General features: G+C 45.4%; 16 protein-coding genes and 1 tRNA gene. 4 read left to right on the top strand and 13 right to left on the bottom strand.

The window, feature by feature from the left end; translation table 11 throughout:
- Window positions 1–20 precede the first annotated feature (20 nt).
- The 12 genes from HXT50_RS06025 to HXT50_RS05970 form a co-directional block, all read right to left on the bottom strand.
- On the bottom strand, window positions 21–437 hold the full coding sequence (locus HXT50_RS06025; protein ID WP_004105258.1) for a hypothetical protein: 417 nt from the start codon (window positions 435–437) through the stop codon (window positions 21–23).
- Between the two features lie 172 nt (window positions 438–609).
- Window positions 610–1,791, bottom strand: coding sequence for an endolytic transglycosylase MltG (gene mltG, locus HXT50_RS06020; RefSeq protein ID WP_064340386.1), 1,182 nt, complete (start codon window positions 1,789–1,791; stop codon window positions 610–612).
- Between the two features lie 45 nt (window positions 1,792–1,836).
- Entirely contained in the window at window positions 1,837–2,301 is a 465-nt protein-coding gene (gene ruvX / locus HXT50_RS06015) for a Holliday junction resolvase RuvX (protein WP_004119274.1), read from the bottom strand.
- Window positions 2,302–2,354: 53 nt separating this feature from the next.
- Window positions 2,355–5,039, bottom strand: a complete 2,685-nt coding sequence (gene alaS / locus HXT50_RS06010; RefSeq protein ID WP_421777119.1) for an alanine--tRNA ligase — start codon at window positions 5,037–5,039, stop codon at window positions 2,355–2,357.
- A 206-nt stretch (window positions 5,040–5,245) separates the two neighbouring features.
- Window positions 5,246–5,491, bottom strand: coding sequence for a hypothetical protein (locus tag HXT50_RS06005; RefSeq protein ID WP_004105270.1), 246 nt, complete (start codon window positions 5,489–5,491; stop codon window positions 5,246–5,248).
- On the bottom strand, window positions 5,491–5,937 hold the full coding sequence (locus HXT50_RS06000; RefSeq protein WP_415689211.1) for a DUF948 domain-containing protein: 447 nt from the start codon (window positions 5,935–5,937) through the stop codon (window positions 5,491–5,493). Before HXT50_RS06000 ends, HXT50_RS06005 begins: the two co-directional genes overlap by 1 nt.
- A 147-nt stretch (window positions 5,938–6,084) precedes the next feature.
- Window positions 6,085–6,759, bottom strand: coding sequence for a histidine phosphatase family protein (locus tag HXT50_RS05995; RefSeq protein WP_119526963.1), 675 nt, complete (start codon window positions 6,757–6,759; stop codon window positions 6,085–6,087).
- A gap of 192 nt (window positions 6,760–6,951) precedes the next feature.
- Entirely contained in the window at window positions 6,952–7,578 is a 627-nt protein-coding gene (gene rpsD, locus HXT50_RS05990) for a 30S ribosomal protein S4 (RefSeq protein WP_004105277.1), read from the bottom strand.
- A gap of 436 nt (window positions 7,579–8,014) precedes the next feature.
- On the bottom strand, window positions 8,015–8,797 hold the full coding sequence (locus HXT50_RS05985) for an ABC transporter ATP-binding protein (protein WP_421777118.1): 783 nt from the start codon (window positions 8,795–8,797) through the stop codon (window positions 8,015–8,017).
- Window positions 8,798–8,799: 2 nt separating this feature from the next.
- Window positions 8,800–10,011, bottom strand: coding sequence for an FtsX-like permease family protein (locus tag HXT50_RS05980; RefSeq protein WP_101885909.1), 1,212 nt, complete (start codon window positions 10,009–10,011; stop codon window positions 8,800–8,802).
- Between the two features lie 38 nt (window positions 10,012–10,049).
- The gene (locus tag HXT50_RS05975) at window positions 10,050–10,463 is read right to left on the bottom strand and encodes a DUF4418 family protein (RefSeq protein ID WP_064340381.1); all 414 of its coding nucleotides are present in this window, start codon (window positions 10,461–10,463) and stop codon (window positions 10,050–10,052) included.
- A 142-nt stretch (window positions 10,464–10,605) separates the two neighbouring features.
- A complete protein-coding gene (locus HXT50_RS05970; protein ID WP_421777117.1) occupies window positions 10,606–13,560 on the bottom strand; it encodes an ATP-dependent helicase in 2,955 nt (984 codons plus the stop codon).
- A 188-nt stretch (window positions 13,561–13,748) separates the two neighbouring features.
- On the opposite strand from HXT50_RS05970, the gene HXT50_RS05965 reads away from it, so the two are divergent.
- The 4 genes from HXT50_RS05965 (at window position 13,749) to HXT50_RS05950 (ending at window position 19,429) form a co-directional block, all read left to right on the top strand.
- Window positions 13,749–14,330 (top strand): xanthine phosphoribosyltransferase, encoded by a 582-nt coding sequence (locus HXT50_RS05965; protein WP_004110321.1) that lies wholly within the window; start codon window positions 13,749–13,751, stop codon window positions 14,328–14,330.
- A gap of 1,058 nt (window positions 14,331–15,388) precedes the next feature.
- Complete coding sequence (locus tag HXT50_RS05960; protein WP_064340379.1) at window positions 15,389–16,666, top strand: acetyl-CoA C-acyltransferase; 1,278 nt, start codon at window positions 15,389–15,391, stop codon at window positions 16,664–16,666.
- A gap of 87 nt (window positions 16,667–16,753) precedes the next feature.
- Entirely contained in the window at window positions 16,754–18,112 is a 1,359-nt protein-coding gene (locus tag HXT50_RS05955) for a hydroxymethylglutaryl-CoA reductase, degradative (protein ID WP_421777116.1), read from the top strand.
- A 45-nt stretch (window positions 18,113–18,157) separates the two neighbouring features.
- Window positions 18,158–19,429 carry a hydroxymethylglutaryl-CoA synthase gene (locus tag HXT50_RS05950; protein ID WP_421777115.1) on the top strand — a complete coding sequence of 424 codons (1,272 nt, stop codon included), beginning with the start codon at window positions 18,158–18,160 and terminating at the stop codon, window positions 19,427–19,429.
- A 412-nt stretch (window positions 19,430–19,841) separates the two neighbouring features.
- Here HXT50_RS05950 and HXT50_RS05945 read toward each other — a convergent pair.
- Window positions 19,842–19,926 (bottom strand) — tRNA-Ser (locus tag HXT50_RS05945).
- Between the last annotated feature and the right edge of the window lie 55 nt (window positions 19,927–19,981).

Below are 19,981 nucleotides of genomic sequence, written 5' to 3'. Positions count from 1 at the left end.
CGTCTAAATACTCTACTCTACTAACTACCAAGTATTGAGCTGGTTGTTATTGACAGCAATGCTGCGAGTATTGCAGATATTGCTTCTACTGGTACGAATGGTATTGATGCGTTGGTTGGAGAGCAGATTTTGCAGTAAATTTTCCATAGCAAAAGCCAAAGTAAGCCAACTGCTCCAACTAAAGCGAACCAGTAAATTAAGCAGTCAAAGCCGAATAATACCAAAGCTTGCGCAATCATTGACGCGCTCGTAACATCTCCGAAGCCAATAGCATTTTTTGCGGAAATTTTTCGCATACTCCAGTAAATTACAAAAATAATTACGCAAGAAATCCAGCCGAAAATAAGCACGCTAATATTTCTAAATAAAATAATCGAATATATGAGATTCGCAAAAGATTGAAAAATTCCTGCAATAACAACCCAAAGTCTTGGCACTACGCGACTTTTTATGTCTGTTGCGCAAACTGAAATTAAACATGTGAGCGTTGGTAGCACCGATAGTATCGTAATAATTAATTGCTTCATTAAAGCAGATTACGAAAACTTGCGAAACTGTTACAACCTCAACACATCTATGTGGTTAAAAGCTATATTTTTATTTAACAGTTTAGTTGCCTTCGGGATTATTGCGCTTGTACTCGTCGCGGAATTTCAAAAAGTCGTCTTTGTTATCCGCAAACTTCGTTTCACCAGTCTTCAAATTCGTAGTGACGAAGTAAAGCCATGGACCATCTTGAGGCTTAATGGTTGCAAGCAACGCGCTGTCGCCAGCAATGCCAATAGGCGTAGGGGTCAAACCCTTATGAATACGTGTATTATACGGATTATTTGCATCGTCAAGCATTGCTTGCGTGAGTTTAATAGGTTTTACTCCTGCGCCGTAACCAACAGTAGAATCCATTCCTAACGGCATATCTTTTGCCAAACGGTTCAGTATTACGCGAATAACTTTGCCATAATATTCGCGATTATTCACTTCAGCTTCGGCAATAGACGCCATAATTAAGGCTTTTTCTCTATCTTTACCTTTAGGAATTCCAAGAGAATCAAGTTTTTCAATACGCTTTTTTATCATTGCGGAAAGAATAGCATCCGCACTTTTCATAGCTTTTACGTTATAAACTCCAGGCTCTAGCCAGCCTTCAACGCTACCGTTTGCTTCAGCAGGCAGAATTCCTGCGGCGCCATCAGCTAACGCAGCCTTGAATTTATCTAAACTTATTCCAGATAATGTTGAAGCCTTTTGCAAAACGTCTGCTGCGTGATCCCCTGCACGAACATCAAGGAATCCGCCTGCTTTTGTTTGATCTGAAAGAATATCAACTACATCAATAGCAGCCATATGTTTTTTCAGTGAGTAAACGCCAGGATACAAAATTTTATTATTTGCAGAAACAGCTGAAGTGAATGCAGCTTGCGATTTAACAACATTCGCTTTCACTAGTTTTTCAGCAACTGTAATAGCGCCTTCGCCAGTATCGACTGTAAACTCAACAGATCCATAACCAGGACCCGACCAATCTGCAACAGCTTCACTGTTCTGAGACAAACGCCACGCACGCACAGCACTGTATCCAACGTAACCAACAACACATAGCACGAACACAATCAATATAGCTAAAACTGCTTTTGCTCGACGTTTACGCTTCTTTGCAGCAAGACGCGCTTTTGCTCGTTTGCGAGATTTTCCTGACGAATCTGAACCGTTAGAAGTAGACGATGAAGGAGAATCATCATGCTCAGTCCATTGTGCATGATTGTCAAAGAACTCATCAAAACTATCAGACATTTGACACTCCTCTTCTACTTTCTAACTTTTGTTCATTTACTTTTACTAGTTTTGTTGCGCATATTTTGAATCGAGAGCAGACTGCAAAATCAACACTGCCGACTGCTGATCCACCATTGGGCGATGCTTTTTAGTAGAAAGATCTGCTTGCAAAAGCTGACGATGAGCACTTACTGTTGTCAAACGCTCATCTTTCCAAACTACTTCTGGCATATAATCCAATGCCCAATCTTTTTCATCATGCAATATTTGCATGCGTTTTATTAGATTCTTCCCCCAGCGCAGAGCTTTTTTAGCAGATTTTCCTTCAGTGCCATCGAGTTGCAAAGGCAAGCCTATAACAACTTTTTCTACATTGTTATCTTCAATAACTTCAAGCACTTCATCTATAGCACGGAAGGAATCTCCAAACACTTGCACATTACCAATAGGATGTGCAAAGGTGAGACCAGGGTCGGAAAGTGCAAGTCCGACCCTTGCGTCACCTAAATCAATACCTAACCACACCATATTTCGTGTTGCTTTTGGTATGATTCGTAAATTTTTAAGCTGTAAGACACGCACTAGGCGAGCTTAGCTACTTCTGATTTCGCAGCTTCGAGAGCTTCATCAATCTTAGAAGCGTCTGTACCACCGCCCTGAGCGAAGTCTGGCTTGCCGCCACCGCCGCCACCAAGCACCTTGGAAGCAGTACGCACCAAGTCGCCAGCCTTAGCACCAAGACCGCGAGCAGCTTCGTTTGTAGCGACTGCGATCATTGGACGATCGTCCTCATTAACACCAGCAAGTGCAACAACCACTGGAGCATCTTCACCTAAACGAGCGCGAATATCTAGAACTGTCTTACGCAAAGCATCGAATGAGCCAAAGTTGCCAACATTCTTAAGAGCCAACTTAACTTTTTCGTTACTATTCTTTGCTTCATCAACTAATGTTGGTACAGCTTCATTTAATTGAGCTTCGTAAACAGATGCAAGCTTACGATCAGAATCCTTCATCTTGTTAAGCAAAGATTCCAAACGTTCAGCTAACTCGTCTGGACGAGCGTTAACCATGTCTGCTAATTGCGCAACCAAAGTGTGTTCACGAGCGCCATACTCGTACGCAGCTTCACCGCAAAGAGCGTCGATTCTGCGCACACCAGAGCCAATAGAAGACTCGGAAAGAATAGTTACCATACCAATCTTTCCAGTGCTCTTAGCGTGAGTACCGCCACAAAGCTCACGGCTCCAACCGTCGCCGATTTCAACAACGCGCACAACATCGCCGTACTTTTCGCCGAACAAGTGCATTGCTCCAAGCTTAAAAGCGTCGTCGATTGGCATTTCCTTAGGAACTACCTGCAAATCGTCACGAATACGCTCATTTACGCGAGCTTCAACGCGAGAAAGCGCATCTTTATCGACAGCCTTTGGCCACTGGAAGTCGAAGCGCAAACGATCTGGATCAACTACAGAACCACGCTGAGTAGCCTGTGGACCAAGCTCTTCGCGCAAAGCCTTGTGAAGAGTGTGAGTAGCGGTGTGAGAACGCGCCAACGCAGCCCTGCGAACCTGATCAATATTCGTGTTTACAGGAGAACCAACGCTCAAAGTACCTTCAGTAAGTCGGCAGCTGTGAACAATCAAATCCTTGATTGGACGCTGAACATCGTCGACTTCCAAAATTGCGCCGTCGTCGGAAATAATCTCACCCTGATCTGCAATCTGACCGCCGCGCTCAGCATAGAATGGCGTGCGATCGAGAATAACCTCAACGTTTGCAGGAGCTGTGACGCTTTTAACAGAACCCTTGCCTGCTTCAACAATTGCCAAAACGTTTGAACGACTTGAGAAGTCAGTGTAACCGAGGAAGTCGATTGGCTTTTCGAGTGCCTTCTTAATATCGTCGTAAACGCTAACGTCCACATTGTGACGCTTCTTCAAAGCGTCAGCGCGAGCGCGACCTTTCTGCTCGCTCATAAGCTCGCGGAACTTAGCTTCGTCGACCTTAACACCCTGCTCAGCTGCCATCTCAAGAGTGAGCTCGATTGGGAAGCCGTAAGTATCGTGCAAAGTAAACGCGTCAGAGCCGCCAACCATAGGGTCATCCTTGTGCTCTTTCTTAGCTTTTTCAACAGCCAAGTCGAGAATAGTCGTGCCCTTTTCAAGAGTGCGACGGAACGCGTCCTCTTCACCGTAAGCCGCTTCGCTAACCTCGTGGAAAGTATCGTTAAGCTCCGGATAGCTTGGCTCCATAGCAGACTTAGAAACTGGGAACAAGGTTGGTAAAACTGGATCTTGAACGCCGAGCATACGCATTGCGCGAACAGTTCTGCGAAGAAGACGACGAAGCACATAGCCACGGCCAACATTACTTGGGCGCACGCCATCGCTCATAATCATCAAAGCGGAACGCACGTGATCTGCTACAACGCGAAAACGCACGTCAGCATCATTATTATCGCCGTACTTTACGCCACTAAGCCTTTCTGCAGCTTCAATAACTGGGTAAACTTCGTCAGTTTCGTAAATATTTTCCTTACCTTGCATAAGGTAAGCCAAACGCTCCAAACCAGCGCCAGTATCAATATTCTTTTGATCGAGTTCGCCAGCAATATGCAAATCAGTCTTAGATTTGACGTTATCTACCTGGTAATTTTCGAAAACCAAATCCCAAATCTCAATAAAGCGAGATTCGTCAGCAGCTGGGCCTCCGTCGCGACCATATTTAGGACCGCGATCCACGTAGATTTCGGAGCATGGGCCGCCAGGACCAGGACCGCCGGTAGTCCAGAAGTTATCTTCCATACCGAAAACTTGCATATGCTCTGGGTCGAAGCCTTCGTTCTTCCAAATTGCGCGTGCTTCATCGTCGTCAGTATAAGTAGTAACCCAAAGCTTTTCAGGGTCAAAACCGTAGCCGCCCTTATCTTGAGGACTAGTTAAAAGCTCCCAAGCGTAGTGAATAGCTTCTTCCTTAAAATAATCGCCAAACGAGAAGTTACCAACCATCTGGAAGAAAGTGCCGTGACGAGTAGTCTTACCAACTTCGTCAATATCTAGAGTGCGAACGCACTTCTGATTCGAAGCCATACGACGCGAAGGAGGCGTCTGCTCTCCGAGCAAGTAAGGAATAAACGGCACCATGCCTGCGATAGTAAATAACGTAGTTGGGTTCGGCGAAATAAGAGAAGCCGAAGGAACAACCATATGACCATTCTTAGCAAAATAGTCAAGATAACGCTTTGCAATTTCTGCTGTGCGCATACGTACGAACTCCTTGTGTAATTTTTAGCAAGACCCACGCAAACCGTCACAAATAACCGTCACAAACAAAAGCCACATGCAACGCTCACACGAAATCGTGCCGCATGACGCACGACGCAATCATGCAAACATTCAATATAGTACTTCAATACTTAACTTAACTAAACTTAGCAAAGTAACGAAATTATGAAAAACTCGTTTTTTATTTAAAATTCCCTATTTCTACGATTAGCATAACGAGAATTAAGCTCAGCTTCATGCTCTTTACGGCTAGTATTGAAATCTTTAAACAATCCCATTACTGTGCGCAATGTGATATTTTTCGGTTCCTCATCAAATATAAAACGACTAGCAGAAGACGGCATTTTTGCTTTAACATATGCACGAGCCTTCGTAACTGTAAGAACACCAATTACAATGCCAACAAACATCCAAAATAAACGCTTGAACATTACTCCCCCCTGCTTGCGTTCTTAGTTGCATTCTTGTCAGAGGATTCTTTTGAAGCGTTACGATTGGCACTATTCTTGTCTGTTGGCACAGTCGGCTTATTAAAGAAAGAAGAAACAGTATCTTTTAGAGCGTAACCGGCAGCTGCAATTTTTACGAGCGGTTTTCCAAGGAAAGCACCATACAAATCTGTTAGAGCACTAATATTTGTAACGGTTGTGCGAGTAGCTCCTGAAACAGCGTTTACGTCGTCAAGAGTCTTATTAACTTGCTTAATAGTTGTAACAGACTCATCGATTGCCGGCATTGCATGCTCACCCGACTCTTTAATTGTTTTCGCAATCTGATCAAACAATCTGCCTAATCTGATTAACGGATAAATCAAAAAGCCAGAAAGCACGGCAAACGCAATCGCAGCAATAAGAGCAGCTATGTCTCCAACGCTCATCGTAACCTCTTTCTATACCATTTTGCCTAAGATTTCGCAGTATCAAAAGCCATACAACAGCAAATCAAACTACGTATTAAAACCCTTCGCAATGACTTAAGATTAACGAACGGTAAAGACGCATATAACAAAGTTAAACAGTAGAATCTACTCGTTATAGCCTCGAATAGTAATGGCATTATCAATAGGTTTGGTAGTGTCAAAATCAAGTCTGGTTACGCTTCCGTTTTGAGGGCGTTCGCTTAAATCGTAACCTGCAGGCGCAAAACGGTGCATAAGACTTAGCAAAGTGTTGCCATGCGAAATTTGCAAAACATTATCTCCATCGTTAAGCGAAGAATTTGAAGCAATTAACGCAAAACCTTCTTCTACGCGAGTCCAATATTCGATATCTGATTCGGCATCGTGAAAAGGATCCGCTTCTTTAAGCATGTCTCGCGTTGCCGCAAGCCCAAATTTTTCAACGATTTCGTTATAAGTGTGAGCTCCGTGAGGCGCTCCTGCAGCCCACCAAGCCATTTGCATATCTTGACCTTCAAAATAGCCGTAGCATTGCTCGCGAAAATGCATATCGCTTATAAGCGTCGGACGCACGTTACCGGCAGCTTCATTTGCATCGAGAATACGTTGTGCTGTGATTTGCGCACGAGTAGTATCCGAACAGTAAGCTGCAGCAAAAGCAATATTTTCTAGCTTTTTTGCAGCCGTGTCCGCATCTTTCAAACCCTTTTCAGTAAGCGGAGAATTTGACCATCCTTGCAGTCGATTATAGCGATTAAATAGCGTCTGTCCGTGACGCACTAAATAAAGATGCAGCAACATAACTCCATTATTGCACTAAGCGGTACATAACTGTCGAAAATACCAAACCATTTGGTGAAATAAACAAAATTCGCAACGAAACTGTCGAAAACACCAAACCAACCGATGAAATCGACAAAAACGCATTGACCCCTGCCACGCAATCGCATAGCAGGGGTCAAGCGGTATGTCCTTAAGAATTAAATCGGCGAATTAACGAGCGTAGTATTCGACGACGTACTGAATGTTGACTTCAACTGGAATCTGATCGACTTCCGGCTTACGAGTCAAAGTAGCCTTCAAAGAGGCAAGATTCACATCGAGGTAACCAGGAACTGCTGGCAAAACGTCGCGATGAACGCCTTCTGCAGCCATCTGGAATGGAACCATGGTCTGGCTCTTGGCACGAACCTGAATGGTCTGGCCTGGCTTCACACGGTAAGATGGGCGATCGACAAGATTGCCATCAACCAAAATATGACGATGTACAACAAACTGACGAGCCTGGGCGGTGGTGCGAGCAAAGCCTGCGCGCAAAACCAAAGCATCAAGACGAGTTTCCAAATCGGTGAGCATTGCGTCACCGGTCTGGCCTGCAGTGTGCGTACCCTTCTCGTAAGCAGCACGAAGCTGCTTCTCGGAGATGCCGTACTGAGCGCGAAGACGCTGCTTCTCGCGAAGACGTACTGCGTAATCGGACTCGGTGCGACGACGAGTGCGACCGTGCTCACCTGGAGCATATGGACGCTTCTCGAAGATACGCTGAGCCTTTGGGGTCAAAGCGATGCCGAGGGCGCGAGAAAGACGCACCTGACGGCGAGAACGCTGAATATTAGTCATAACTAATCCTTTAATTCTGTCGTTATCTGAACGGAACGTGAACCAAGTTTTTAGTCGATTGCAAAATCGCCTAAAAATTATTCACGCTGAGCCGGCCTCTCCAGTGCTTCTTCGTGCTAGCACACGAACGCGCAAGTATTAAAACGTTGAAATAACGCCATAACTACCGCACGCCGACCCACTGATGGGCTAAGGCTCCAGATGATGCTTACACAAAATAGGCATCGTTTCTGATTCTACACACCCGTAAGAATAATTGTTGATATTTTTCGTACTGAGCGCGAAACTCACGTTGTAAGTTCCCCGGCAAATGTTCCACAAACCAGCCAAAACGCTCGCGCGAGTAACGCGCTCGCTTGCGAAACTCGCGTTGGAAGTCCACTGGACTTCCAACTTTAGCGAGTTTCCGGATTGAAGTGCCTTCGCGCGCTACGCTTCAAGCGCTCCGGCAAGTCAATCCGCAATCCATTGTGTATGTGCGATCCGCACAGCGAGCAGCCTCAACATCGTGAGTTACCATGAGCACTGCCACACCATTTTTTGCAGCCTCGCGCAACATTTTCACCACTATGCGAGTATGCTCTAAATCCAAATCGCCAGTAGGCTCGTCAAGAATAAGGAGCTTCGGATTGTTTATCAGCGCGCGCACAATCATTACGCGACGCATTTCACCACCCGAAAGCTCACTTGGGTAGCACCACAGTAAATCTTCAATATGCAATTGCTTGCAAAGTTCTAACGCGCGAGTCTCGTTTGAATCTTCGCTTACTTCAGACTTACTTTCAGCAGACTTACTTACTTCAGACTTACTTACTTCACAAGCATTAGCTGCAATTTGCACAGGTAAAAGTATGTTGTCATGCACAGTAAGATTTTGCAAAAGCGTCTGCGATTGCGTCACAAAACCTATATCGCATGCGCGCAAACGAGACATCTTGACATCACTAAAAGTGCGTTCAGAAATCTCTTCGCCGCAAACTTTTACACTTCCATGCGTTGGCTTCAATAACCCAGCAATCAAATTTAGTAAAGTAGATTTTCCGTTACCTGACTTTCCAACGATTGCCACAAAATCGCCGCTATTTAGCGCAAAACTCACGTTATTTACTGCAAAAAATTTGTGCTTTCTGCGCATAAATTCGCGAGTTACACGAGTAAGTTCAACAACAGGTAAACTATCAAACTCATTACTTGGCAGTTTTTGACTCTTATCTTCCATACTTACTCACCTGACCTAAGTGTCAAATACGTTTCGCGCATAGCAATACGCAATGTAGTAAGCGCTGAAGCTACAACAACTGCAACAAGCGCAAGTAGCACAGACGCTAACATAAGCACTGCTACTGGTAGAGCAGTCACTTCCAAATACGGAAGCTGCAATTGTTCAGAAATAAGAGAACTGTAAGGGAACAATATAAGACTTGCAGACGCAACACCCAATACTCCGCCAACTAAGCCAAGTATCGTAGATTCTCTAACTACAACACCTAAAAGCATATTTCTTGTTGTGCCAAGTATGCGAAGAGAAGCAAACTCTTTTTTACGCTCGTTTACAGATGTTGAAAACACTGCAACTAAAACTAGCAATCCAACTAGCCAGCACGCAGCAATTATAAAAGTCAACGTGCGAGTAAAAACACCAAGATTAGCTTGCGTAGTTGCTGTAATTCCGCCCGGAAAAACTATGCCAATGCTTGAAAGACCAGTTGTTTTACGGATATTTTTTGCAACTTCTTGCGCGCTGTAACCTTTTTGTACTTTTACAAGAACTGCAGAAACTGCTTTTTTAGCATATTCCTTTGGAATAGCGGTATGCCCTACTTTCGTTGAATACTCAACTACTTGCGGCACACTTTCGCGTCGCACAAACACTGAATTATCAATGCTTGTGCCGGTTTTTGCAAGCTGCGCAGCTACAGGCCATTGGTGTCCAAAAAGACGAACAGTATTCATATAAGACACGATTACATTTGCGCCAGCAATCATCTCGCCTTTTTGTAACTTCTGCTTATGTTGAGAATAAATCCAAGGACCTATAACAAAATCAGAATCGGGATCAAAACCAATAATTTGTAATTTTTCAGCGCAACATCCTGCAGAAAGCGAAGAAATATACGTTTGTGCACTCGCCTTTTGCACACCCGGAGAGCGTCTTACTAAATTCTCAATATCGTTAGTGAAATAAAAAGTGCTTGAACCACTGTTTGTAAGCAGCGCTTCTGCTTTAGTATGCGTACCTTGAGGGATAACCATAATATCGGCTCCCATGCGTTCTCGCATACTGTTCAAGCCGCGTTCAAGATTCATAGAAATCAGCGAGCCGCCGAAAAATATTGCAGACAAGCACGCAGATACAACAATAAGTGCAGCCGTGCGCAATGGCTTGCGTTTAAGATTTTCCAGCGGCAATCGCTTTAGCGTAATAGTGCGCATAATTTTGCTTTGTTAAGCTTTTCGAACTATTTGAACTATTAATTTTCTTTATTATCCAAATACACGGAAACAGCTGCGAACACTAATGCGAGCACAGACAGAACAATCAGTGTTGGACGCATAACCGATGCACAGTGCATCATTGGGCTCTTGCACACGCCAATAAGGAATGTTGTAACAGCGAGCATAAGCAAAGCGTTCACAACTACAGCAATATTTAAACCAATGCGAACATTTTCTTTAACAAATAGCGCAATAATTCCAAGTACTGCAATAACTAAGCCAATTCCAACAGCTGCACGACCTGTGTAGTAGCATGCCATAGGTTGCATCATCATATGCATTTTTTGCATGCCTCCGGTTGAGCATGGCTTTGCAAACGTCAATGGTGCAACGGCAATAAGCAAACCGAAAATAATTGCAGGAATTGATGCGAATAATTTGTTTTTCATAATTTATACCTCATGAAATGTATGTTTTTATTTTTTAGTGTCACATTTTCGTTAATGCAACACGCTTCTCAGCGCTCACACCAGCAAACGCCACGTCCTTGTTAAAAATTTATCTTACATTAAAGTGCATAAATAAAAGATTTTACAATTTTTCGATTGGTGCAACTCTAAGCATTAGTCGCTTTACTCCATCGGAGCCGAAATCGACTGTAATAATTGAGTTTCTGCCCTTATCTTGCGTTGCTAACACGGTTCCTAAGCCGTAAGTATCGTGAGTAATTTTGTCGCCAACTTGGAAGTCTTGAATATTTAGATGATTGTCTTTATTCATAACTGCAGAAGTTGAACCAACTTTTGTTGCGCTTGTTGAAGTCGCAGTTTTTGCAGTAACTTTGCGCGTTTTTACTGCACTTGACTTAGACCAATTCGATTTAGAATAAGACGAGCCGTAAGACGAGCCATAAGAAGATCCGTAAGACTTGCTATAAGACTTTCCGTAAGAAGAGCCGTAAGACTTAGAGCCATACGATTTATTTCTTCCGTAAGACTTAGAGCCATGCGACTTTTCAGAACCGTAACTGCTTCCACCATAAGTTGTTTTTTCACTAAACGCATCGCTATAATCGTCATCCCAGCCACCGAAATCGCCACCGAAATCACTATCAAAATCGCTATCGAAATCATCGCCGCGTCTAGACGAAGCGCCCCAACGCTCAACATCAGACTCTCTGCGCTTCCAATCAATCAAATTATCTGGAATCTCATCCAAAAACTGGCTTGGAAGCATATCTTGAGCCTGCCCCCATTGCGCACGAACAGCAGCACGAGTAACATACAAACGCTGCTTAGCTCGAGTAATACCAACATAAGCAAGACGACGCTCCTCGCAAAGCTCGCCATCGTCTTCCAAAGCGCGAGAATGCGGAAAAGTTCCCTGCTCCATGCCAGTTAGGAACACAACCGGATACTCCAAGCCCTTAGCTGTGTGAAGCGTCATCAACGTAACTTTACCAGTGTCCTCATTTTCATCCGGCAATTGATCCGAATCAGCCACAAGCGCCGTCGTTTCAAGGAATCCAGCAACACTAGCATCCGGCGTATTCTGCTCATACTCAGCTGCAACCGACTGCAATTGCGACAAATTATCCACGCGAGCGGCATCTTGAGGATCTTCAGAACGTTGCAAATCCTCCAGCAAACCACTGTCGTTCAGTATGCTGTCAATAACTTTAGAAGGTTTCGAGTCATCGTTTTGCATACAAGTAATTAAATTGTGCATAAGCTCGCGGAACTCTTTAAGCTTGGTTGCAGTGCGAGTTGGCATGCCTTCGATTGACTCCAAATGCTCCAAAGCTTGCCAGAAGCTAACTCCTTGTGTTTGAGCGTAAAGCGTTAGCAAAGCCTCCGCACGCGCTCCAAGCCCACGCTTAGGCACATTCAAAATTCGGCGCATATTCACATCGTCATCCGGGTTTGCCATAGATTGCAAGTATGCGAGCGCATCCTTTACTTCACGTCGCTCGTAAAACTTTGTGCCGCCAACAAGTTGATACGGAAGACCTGCTTTAACGAGCGCATCTTCTAGCGAACGAGACTGTGCATTAGCGCGATACATAATCGCCATATCCGAATAAGCAACACCCTCCTCACCTGCTAATCGCGCTATTTCTTGCGCAACCCAAGCTGCTTCCTGTTGAGCACTGTCTGCTGCATAACCGGTAATTGGAGCGCCCTTACCTAAGGCCGTCCACAATTTTTTAGGCTTTCGTCCTTGATTATGCGAAATAACTGCGTTTGCAGCATCCAAAATAGTTTGCGTAGAGCGATAATTTTGCTCAAGCATAATAGTTGTAGCGTTTGGAAAATCTTTTTCAAAGTCTTGAATATTGCGAATATCTGCTCCACGGAAAGCGTAAATCGACTGGTCGGAGTCGCCTACAACTGTGATTGATGCAGGAGTGCTATTTTGCTGAGATGTATTTGCGTTATTTTGCTTTACATCCACTCCTGCAAGCTCGCGAATAAGCTCGTATTGAGCGTGATTCGTATCCTGATACTCGTCTACGAGAATATAGCGGAACTTATGGCGGTAATATTGCGCAGCTTCTGGTACTTCGCGCATGAGTTGCACAGTTCGCATAATTAAATCGTCAAAATCAACCGCATTTGCTTGAGATAAACGATGCTGATATTCCGCATAAATAGTTGCGTAAACAGCTTCAGAATTGCCAGCGTGCGCAATTTGTTGACCTGCAACACCCGGCTTGTAATCGTTAGCATACATGTCTAGTTGCTCACGCCAAGTGATTAAACTATTTTTGCAATCCGAAATCTTGCCCAAAATGCTGCGTGGCGTAAAACGCTTAATATCAACGTTAAGCTCTGTTGCAATAATTTTTACTAATCGCTCGCAATCGGAAGTATCGTAAATAGAAAAGCCTGATTTTAAGCCAATATACTGTCCTGATCTGCGAAGTATTTTCACACATGCAGAATGGAACGTCGAAACCCACATAGTATTTGCTTCGCTGCCAATAAGATTGCTTAAACGTTCACGCATTTCGGCAGCAGCTTTGTTTGTAAACGTGATAGCAAGGATTTGGCTTGGCCAGGCACCTTTTTGGCTTAATATCCAAGCTATTCTTCGCGTAAGAACTCGCGTTTTGCCGCTTCCAGCTCCTGCTCCAATAAGCAGTGCCGGTCCGTCGTATTGGACTGCTTGAGATTGTTGCGGATTTAAGCCGTCGAGTAGTTTTTGCGCGTCAACTGCAACTCTAGAATGTGCAGAATTTTGGGAATATTCTTGAGATTCTTGAGATTCTTGAGATTCTTGAGGAGACACTTCTTCTTGAGGAGGCACTGATTCTTGATCAGACGCATATTCTTGCTGCGTAAAATCAGGCTCTTTAGCGTAAGCGTCAGCATACTCGTCGTAACTGTAGTTGGCATAATCATTCGCATCCGCAACATTCTCGTAAAAATGATCGTCAGAATCGAACGAATCAACTGGATTCCCCAACAAATCACTTACATATCCATAATCGCTATCTTTTGCACTCATATTTGCATTCATACTTGCGCCCATACTTACGCTCATACTTGTACTCCATTGATGCTGCCAATTACCTACGTTTTAGCTTCAGCAATAAAACGCCCCCACGTTTTAATTGCGCACGTATCTAATCAGGTTTACCACATGCTGCAGTCGTTTTTACTCGTATTGTGTCACGAACGTGGGTATGCTTGAGCGTACTGCAAGTAATTGTTCGTAAGAAGGGGCGCATCGTGCAAGAATTGGAAGAACGCATTCTCCAAGATGGTATCGTAAAACCAGGCAATGTATTAAAAGTAGACGCTTTTTTGAACCACCAGTGCGATGTGAATTTATTTGATCATATGGGAGCCGCTTGGGCTGAGCATTTCCGCGACGCAAATATTACTAAGATTCTTACGATTGAGGCTTCTGGTATTGGAATCGCATGTGTTGCAGCACGCCATTTTGGTGGAGTTCCTGTGGTTTTTGCAAAGAAAGCTCAGTCAATTAATCTCGATGGCGACCAATACGTATCTACGGTATTTTCTTTTACAAAGCAGCGCGAGTTTCCGGTGATTGTGTCACGTAAGTATTTAAGTGCGGAAGATCGCGTGCTTATTTTGGATGATTTTTTGGCGAACGGCAAAGCTCTACAAGGATTAATCGACATTTGCAATCATGCTGGAGCTAGCGTTGCAGGCATTGGAATCGCTATCGAAAAGGGCTTCCAAGGTGGCGGAGATGCGCTTCGTGAAGCCGGATATGACTTGGATTCGCTGGCGATTGTTGACGCGATGGATCCTGTTGATGGGTCGATTTCGTTCCGTAAGTAGATAGTGCGAGGCGCAAGTTTTTTAGTGTGACGCAAGTTTCGGGGACTGGTTTTTGGCTGGCGGGTTTCTGAAGTGGCTGTGTGAGATAGGAATTACTTATCTCGCAGCGCTCCGCTCTTGCTTGCCGTGGCGCGAGTTTGGGGGATTTCTCTCCTCGCGCGTCCCGTCCTTCAGTCGCCTTGACTGTTAAAGGCGTTTATTGTGTTCGCCTTTCTTTAAAGAATGTTGCTCCATCAGTCCTCTTTTAGCGCTCGTAGAGAAATCTCCCAAACTCTGCGTGCTAACCATTAATAACCTCGTTTTATCGCAGAGATTTTTCGATTTTTCTTCTTCCCTTGGCGAATCAGCAGCCTGCGGCTCTGACGTTCGCCGCGCTCAGTGCGAAAAATCTCAAATCTCACCGCACGAATATTTGTTCCGACCAAGCAACACCCACCCTTCACTACTAGTAAAACCGCTAGTGTTTTGTGGTGTGGTAGGAGTGCCTGGTGTAGTGTGTGCAGCAGCGCAAAGCTAGTGTTCTTTAAGCAATAAATACTCAACGTCTGCAGAGCAATACTGTTAAAGTTCACTAAGCAACAAATAATCGCTGTTAGCAAAGCATTACTGCAAAGCTACAGACGCAACGTCTGCAGAGCACAGGCGCAAAGCTACAAAACCACTTTTCGCAGAAGCACTGGCGCAAAGCTTCAGGAGGTTTGGGAAAATACGACCCTTAATTTACACGAGCGCAAAGTTTATGCCAGATTCAGGCGCGTAGCCGACCATTACTTTACACGACTGTAAAGTTTCTGCCGCTATTTGGCGAGCAAACGACCGTTACTTTACAACGCTGTAAAATTTATGCCGCTTTCAGGCGCGTAGCCGACCGAAACTTCACACCGCTGTAAAGTTTATGTCGGATTCGGGTGAGCGAACTCACTGAAGCACGTTTAATTGTGAAGGAAACGAGAAAAATTTTTCGCAAATGGTAATTTTGTCGAAAAATACGATAAAGTAGTCCGGTTGGTATACTTCAACACGTATTGCAACAAACAATTGATTAGGTGGCTAAACATATGACTGATGTGGTGATTGCAAGCGCTGTACGTACGCCTATTGGCAAATTCGGCGGCAGCTTATCTTCGCTTTCCTCAGTTGATTTAGGAACAATCGCAGCAAAAGCAGCAATAGAACGCGCTGGAATTAGCTCACACGACGTGGATCAAGCTATTTTTGGAAACGTATTACAAGCAGGCAGCGGACAAAACGTTGCTCGCCAAATTGCGTTAAAAGCAGGCTTAGATACTTCTAGCTGCGCAATGACAATTAACGAAGTATGCGGATCCGGTTTAAAAGCAGTGCGTTTAGCACAATCCGCAATCGTTATGGGAGATGCGCAAGTTGTTGTTGCAGGCGGCACTGAAAGCATGAGCAACGTACCGTTTTACGCAACTAATTCGCGATTTAGCGGACACAAATACGGGAATTTTGCGCTTATTGACGGTTTGCAACGAGACGGCTTAAACGACGCTTTTACTGGCGACGCAATGGGCGTTACTGCAGAAAATGTTGCAGCAAAATTTGGTATCACTCGCGAAGCACAAGATATTTTTGCACTTAAATCTCACCAAAAAGCTGTTGCCGCTATTAAACGAGGCGATTTTGCTTCTGAAATTGTGCCAGTAACGCTTGCAAACGGAACTGTTATAACTCAAGACGAGCATCCTCGCGAAGATACGTCTTTAGAGCAGTTGTCGAAATTGCGCACGCTTTTTAAAGCATCGGAAGAAACTTCGGGCGCGACTTGCGAAGTTGGCAAGAACGAAATTAGCGAGAACGAAGTTTGCAAGCACGAAGTTTGCAAGCACGAATCGACTGTAACTGCCGGAAACGCAAGCGGAATTAACGACGGAGCTGCAGCTCTAGTGCTTATGAGCAAAGATTACGCGCAAGCGCACGGAATTGAATATCTTGCGCAAATTGTGGGATTCGCAGAAGGCGGAATCGACCCAGATTTAATGGGATATGCTCCAAAACATGTGATGGAACGCATGCTAAATGCGACCGGTAGCAGCGTTGACAACATTGACTTATTCGAAATAAACGAAGCGTTTGCAGCGCAAAGCATTGCCGTTTCGGAGCAACTTCATATTGACGAGTCAAAACTAAACGTACGCGGTGGAGCAATTGCACTCGGTCATCCGCTGGGCGCTAGCGGAGCTAGGATTTTGACGACGCTTATATACGCTTTGCGAGATAGCAATAAGTTAAATGGAGTTGCTGCGCTGTGCGTCGGCGGCGGAATCGGCGTTTCTATGCAAATTAGAATGCGAAACAATCAAGCCAAAATGTAAAACAATAAAGTCAGACTGCAAAACAACTAAGTCAGAATGCGAAGCGATCAGAAGCATTCGTAGTCTACAAATCATGAGGTGATTTCGATGACTGCTTTTCGCGAATTAAGCGTGGAAAATCGCATAAAAACCTTGCAAAATGAGGGCGCAATTAACGATGCTGATGCAACATTTTTGCTTAAACAGTTTGCGGAAAGTTCTGATACTACAATTCCTGCAGACGTTGCAAATCATATGATTGAGCATCAAATTGGAAAGTATACGCTGCCGGTTGGCGTTGTGCGTGGGCTGATTGTGAACGGCGAAGTGCGGGACGTGCTGGTTGCAACCGAAGAGCCGTCCGTGATTGCAGCTGCGTGCAATGGGGCGCGGATTGCGGCGGCGACTGGCGCTGGATTTGACGCGGCGACTGACGTTGGATACGGAATTATTGCGCGCTCCCCACAATACGTGACTACAGCGCAAATAGCTTTTGAGGACGCAGACGGGAGCGTGGCGGCGCGCTTGCGCAGAATCGCTGAAGATAAAGAAAAGGTTGCAGAACTGTTGCGCATTGCAAACGAGTCACACCCATCAATGAGTAAAAGGGGTGGCGGCGCGCGAAAATGCCGCGCTTCAGCTTTGCACGGCTTCGCAAAGCTCGAGATTGACGTAGACACATGCGACGCAATGGGCGCCAACACAGTAAACACTATGGGCGAAGCCGTCAAAGCCCAGCTGGAGAGCTGGCTCGGCGTGCAGGCGCTAGTGGCAATACTCACAAACACCAGCCGCGTTGCCACCACAGCAGAAGTGCATATACCGGTTGAAGCACTAGCATCCAGGCGGCTGGAAGACTCTGAGCGCGAGAGCGAAGGAAAACGCCTTGCGCGCCGAATCGCGGCATTGAGCGCGCTTGCCACCAGCGACCCTGCGCGCGCCGCCACGCACAACAAAGGAATCCTAAACGGAATCGCAGGAGCCGCGCTCGCGTCAGGAAATGATACGCGAGCGCTAGAATCGGCAGCACACGCGTGGGCGGCGCGCTCCGGTCGCTACCTACCACTGTCAAAGTGGAACACCGAAACTTTAAACGGAAAAACCATACTCCATGGCAGTATTGAAATTCCGCTACAGATCGGCATTGTTGGCGGCTCAATCTCATCGCTTCCAATGGCAAAACTCGCGATCAAAATCGGTAATTACAAAAACGCAAACGACTTTAGAAACACGCTTGCCGCGCTCGGTTTGGTGCAAAATCTTGCAGCTCTTCGCGCACTAGCAGGCCCTGGAATTCAAGCAGGTCATATGGCATTACAGTCTTCAAACCTAGCAATTGCAGCAGGTGCCAAAGGTGCGGAAATCACGGAAATCGCGCATGATATTTTGCAACTTAGCCCTGCAGAAAGAACTACAGAAAAAGTTACGCAATTACTTCAAAAGTTACGAGAATCAAGTAAAAATTAAGAAAAATTAAGAAAAATTAAGAAAAATTTAGGAATTTTAGGACAAATGAACACACAAAATACCGAAACATCAGCAACCACAACCTCCGCAACCACTCCCCTTGCCGTCGGCATCGACCGCATCTCCTTCACAACGCCGCACTATTACCTAAACCTCGAAGAACTGGCGGAACACCGCGGAATCGACCCTAACAAATTCACAATCGGAATCGGTCAAAGCGAACAATCTGTGCCACCAAATCACCAAGACATCGTCACTCTCGCCGCGCAAGCTGCCCTCCCACTGCTACCCCACATCGATAGCAATCGCCTCAAAATGCTAATCGTCGGCACAGAAAGCGGCGTCGACGCAAGTAAATCGAGTGCTCTGTACGTTCAAAATCTGCTAAAATTCACGCCGTGGGTGCGCTCTATTGAAGTAAAAGAAGCTTGCTACGGCGGCACCGCGGCTTTGATGATGGCGTGTGACTACGTGCGCGCGCACGCCGAAAAAAATCCGCAAGTGCTTGTTATTGCAGCCGATATTGCGCGCTACGGTCTTGCTACACCTGGCGAAGTAACGCAGGGAGCAGGGGCTGTAGCAATACTTGTGAGCGCGAACCCGCACGTGCTTAAAATTAACGACGATAGCGTTGTGAAATCCGCTGATATTCAGGACTTTTGGCGACCTGTTTACCAAGACACTGCGCTTGCTCGAGGAAAGTTTTCGACTGAGCAATACATACAATTTTTCTGCGACGTGTGGCAAAAATATTGTGCGCAAAACAGTTGTAATTTCAATGATTTTGCAGGGTTATGCTTCCACTTGCCATATACGAAAATGGGTTTGAAGGCGCTTAAGGCTGCGATGGATTCTTGCGATAATAGCAACCTAAGCGAGTCGTCGCGCAATCGTTTACTTTCGCGCTATGAAACCAGCACGAAGTACAGCCGTCGCGTAGGCAACATCTATACGGGTTCCCTGTATTTGGGATTGCTGTCTTTACTTGAGTTAGACGAATTTACTTGCGAAAATAGTAATCTTACTGCACTTAAAAGCGGCGATAAGATTGGGCTATTTTCTTACGGCTCCGGCGCTGTTGGTGAATTTTTCAGCGGCACGATTGCGCCAGGATTTAGAAATGCGCTGTTTGCGCGCGAGCATGCGGATATGCTTGATTCGCGCGTGCGTTTAAGCGTTGCTGATTACGAGGAGATGTTTGAAAGCGTTGCGCCTTACGCTCCGGAAGATTTCGAAAGCAGCACGTCTTGCCGCGAAGGTGTGAACTTCTTCCTTGACGCAATCACTTCTCAAGAGCGTCATTATTCCACGCGCTAAAATCGAGCGAGCGCACGTTTCAATCGGATTCTCGCGCGCAACCGACCTTTTCTTTACACCCACGTAAAGTTTCTGCCGTTTTTTGGTGCGTAGGCGGCATAAACTGTGCGCTGCTGTAAAGTTTCTGCCGTTATTCCGCGCACAACCGACCGTTTCTTTACACCGCTGTAAAGTTTCTACCGCAATTTGCTAATTTCCCGAGCTCGGCGAATTAAAAAAGCTTCAAGCGCGAAATGCAGCAACACAAACCTGACACACTACGTTAAACACACTAGCCCACACTTTCTGCGTCTTTATTGACGCAGAAAGACCTCGCTTGCGTTGGAAGCACACTGTGCTTCCAACCCTGAGCAAGCTCGGCGAATTAAAAAAGCCTAAAGCAATTTCACATGCTTTAGGCTTAGTTAATTCGCGGATGAGGCGAGATTCGAACTCGCGGTAGGTTTCCCTACAACGGTTTTCAAGACCGTCTCCTTAGACCGCTCGGACACCCATCCATTTGCGCACGAAAGCAATCAAATTGCCGCTTTCAACGCACAAGTGGTAAGCATA

It is taken from the genome of Gardnerella sp. KA00243, from assembly GCF_049244105.1.
GTDB lineage: Bacteria > Actinomycetota > Actinomycetes > Actinomycetales > Bifidobacteriaceae > Bifidobacterium > Bifidobacterium leopoldii.
Note: the sequence above shows the minus strand (reverse complement) of the source record. Positions and strands in the feature narration are given on the sequence as shown.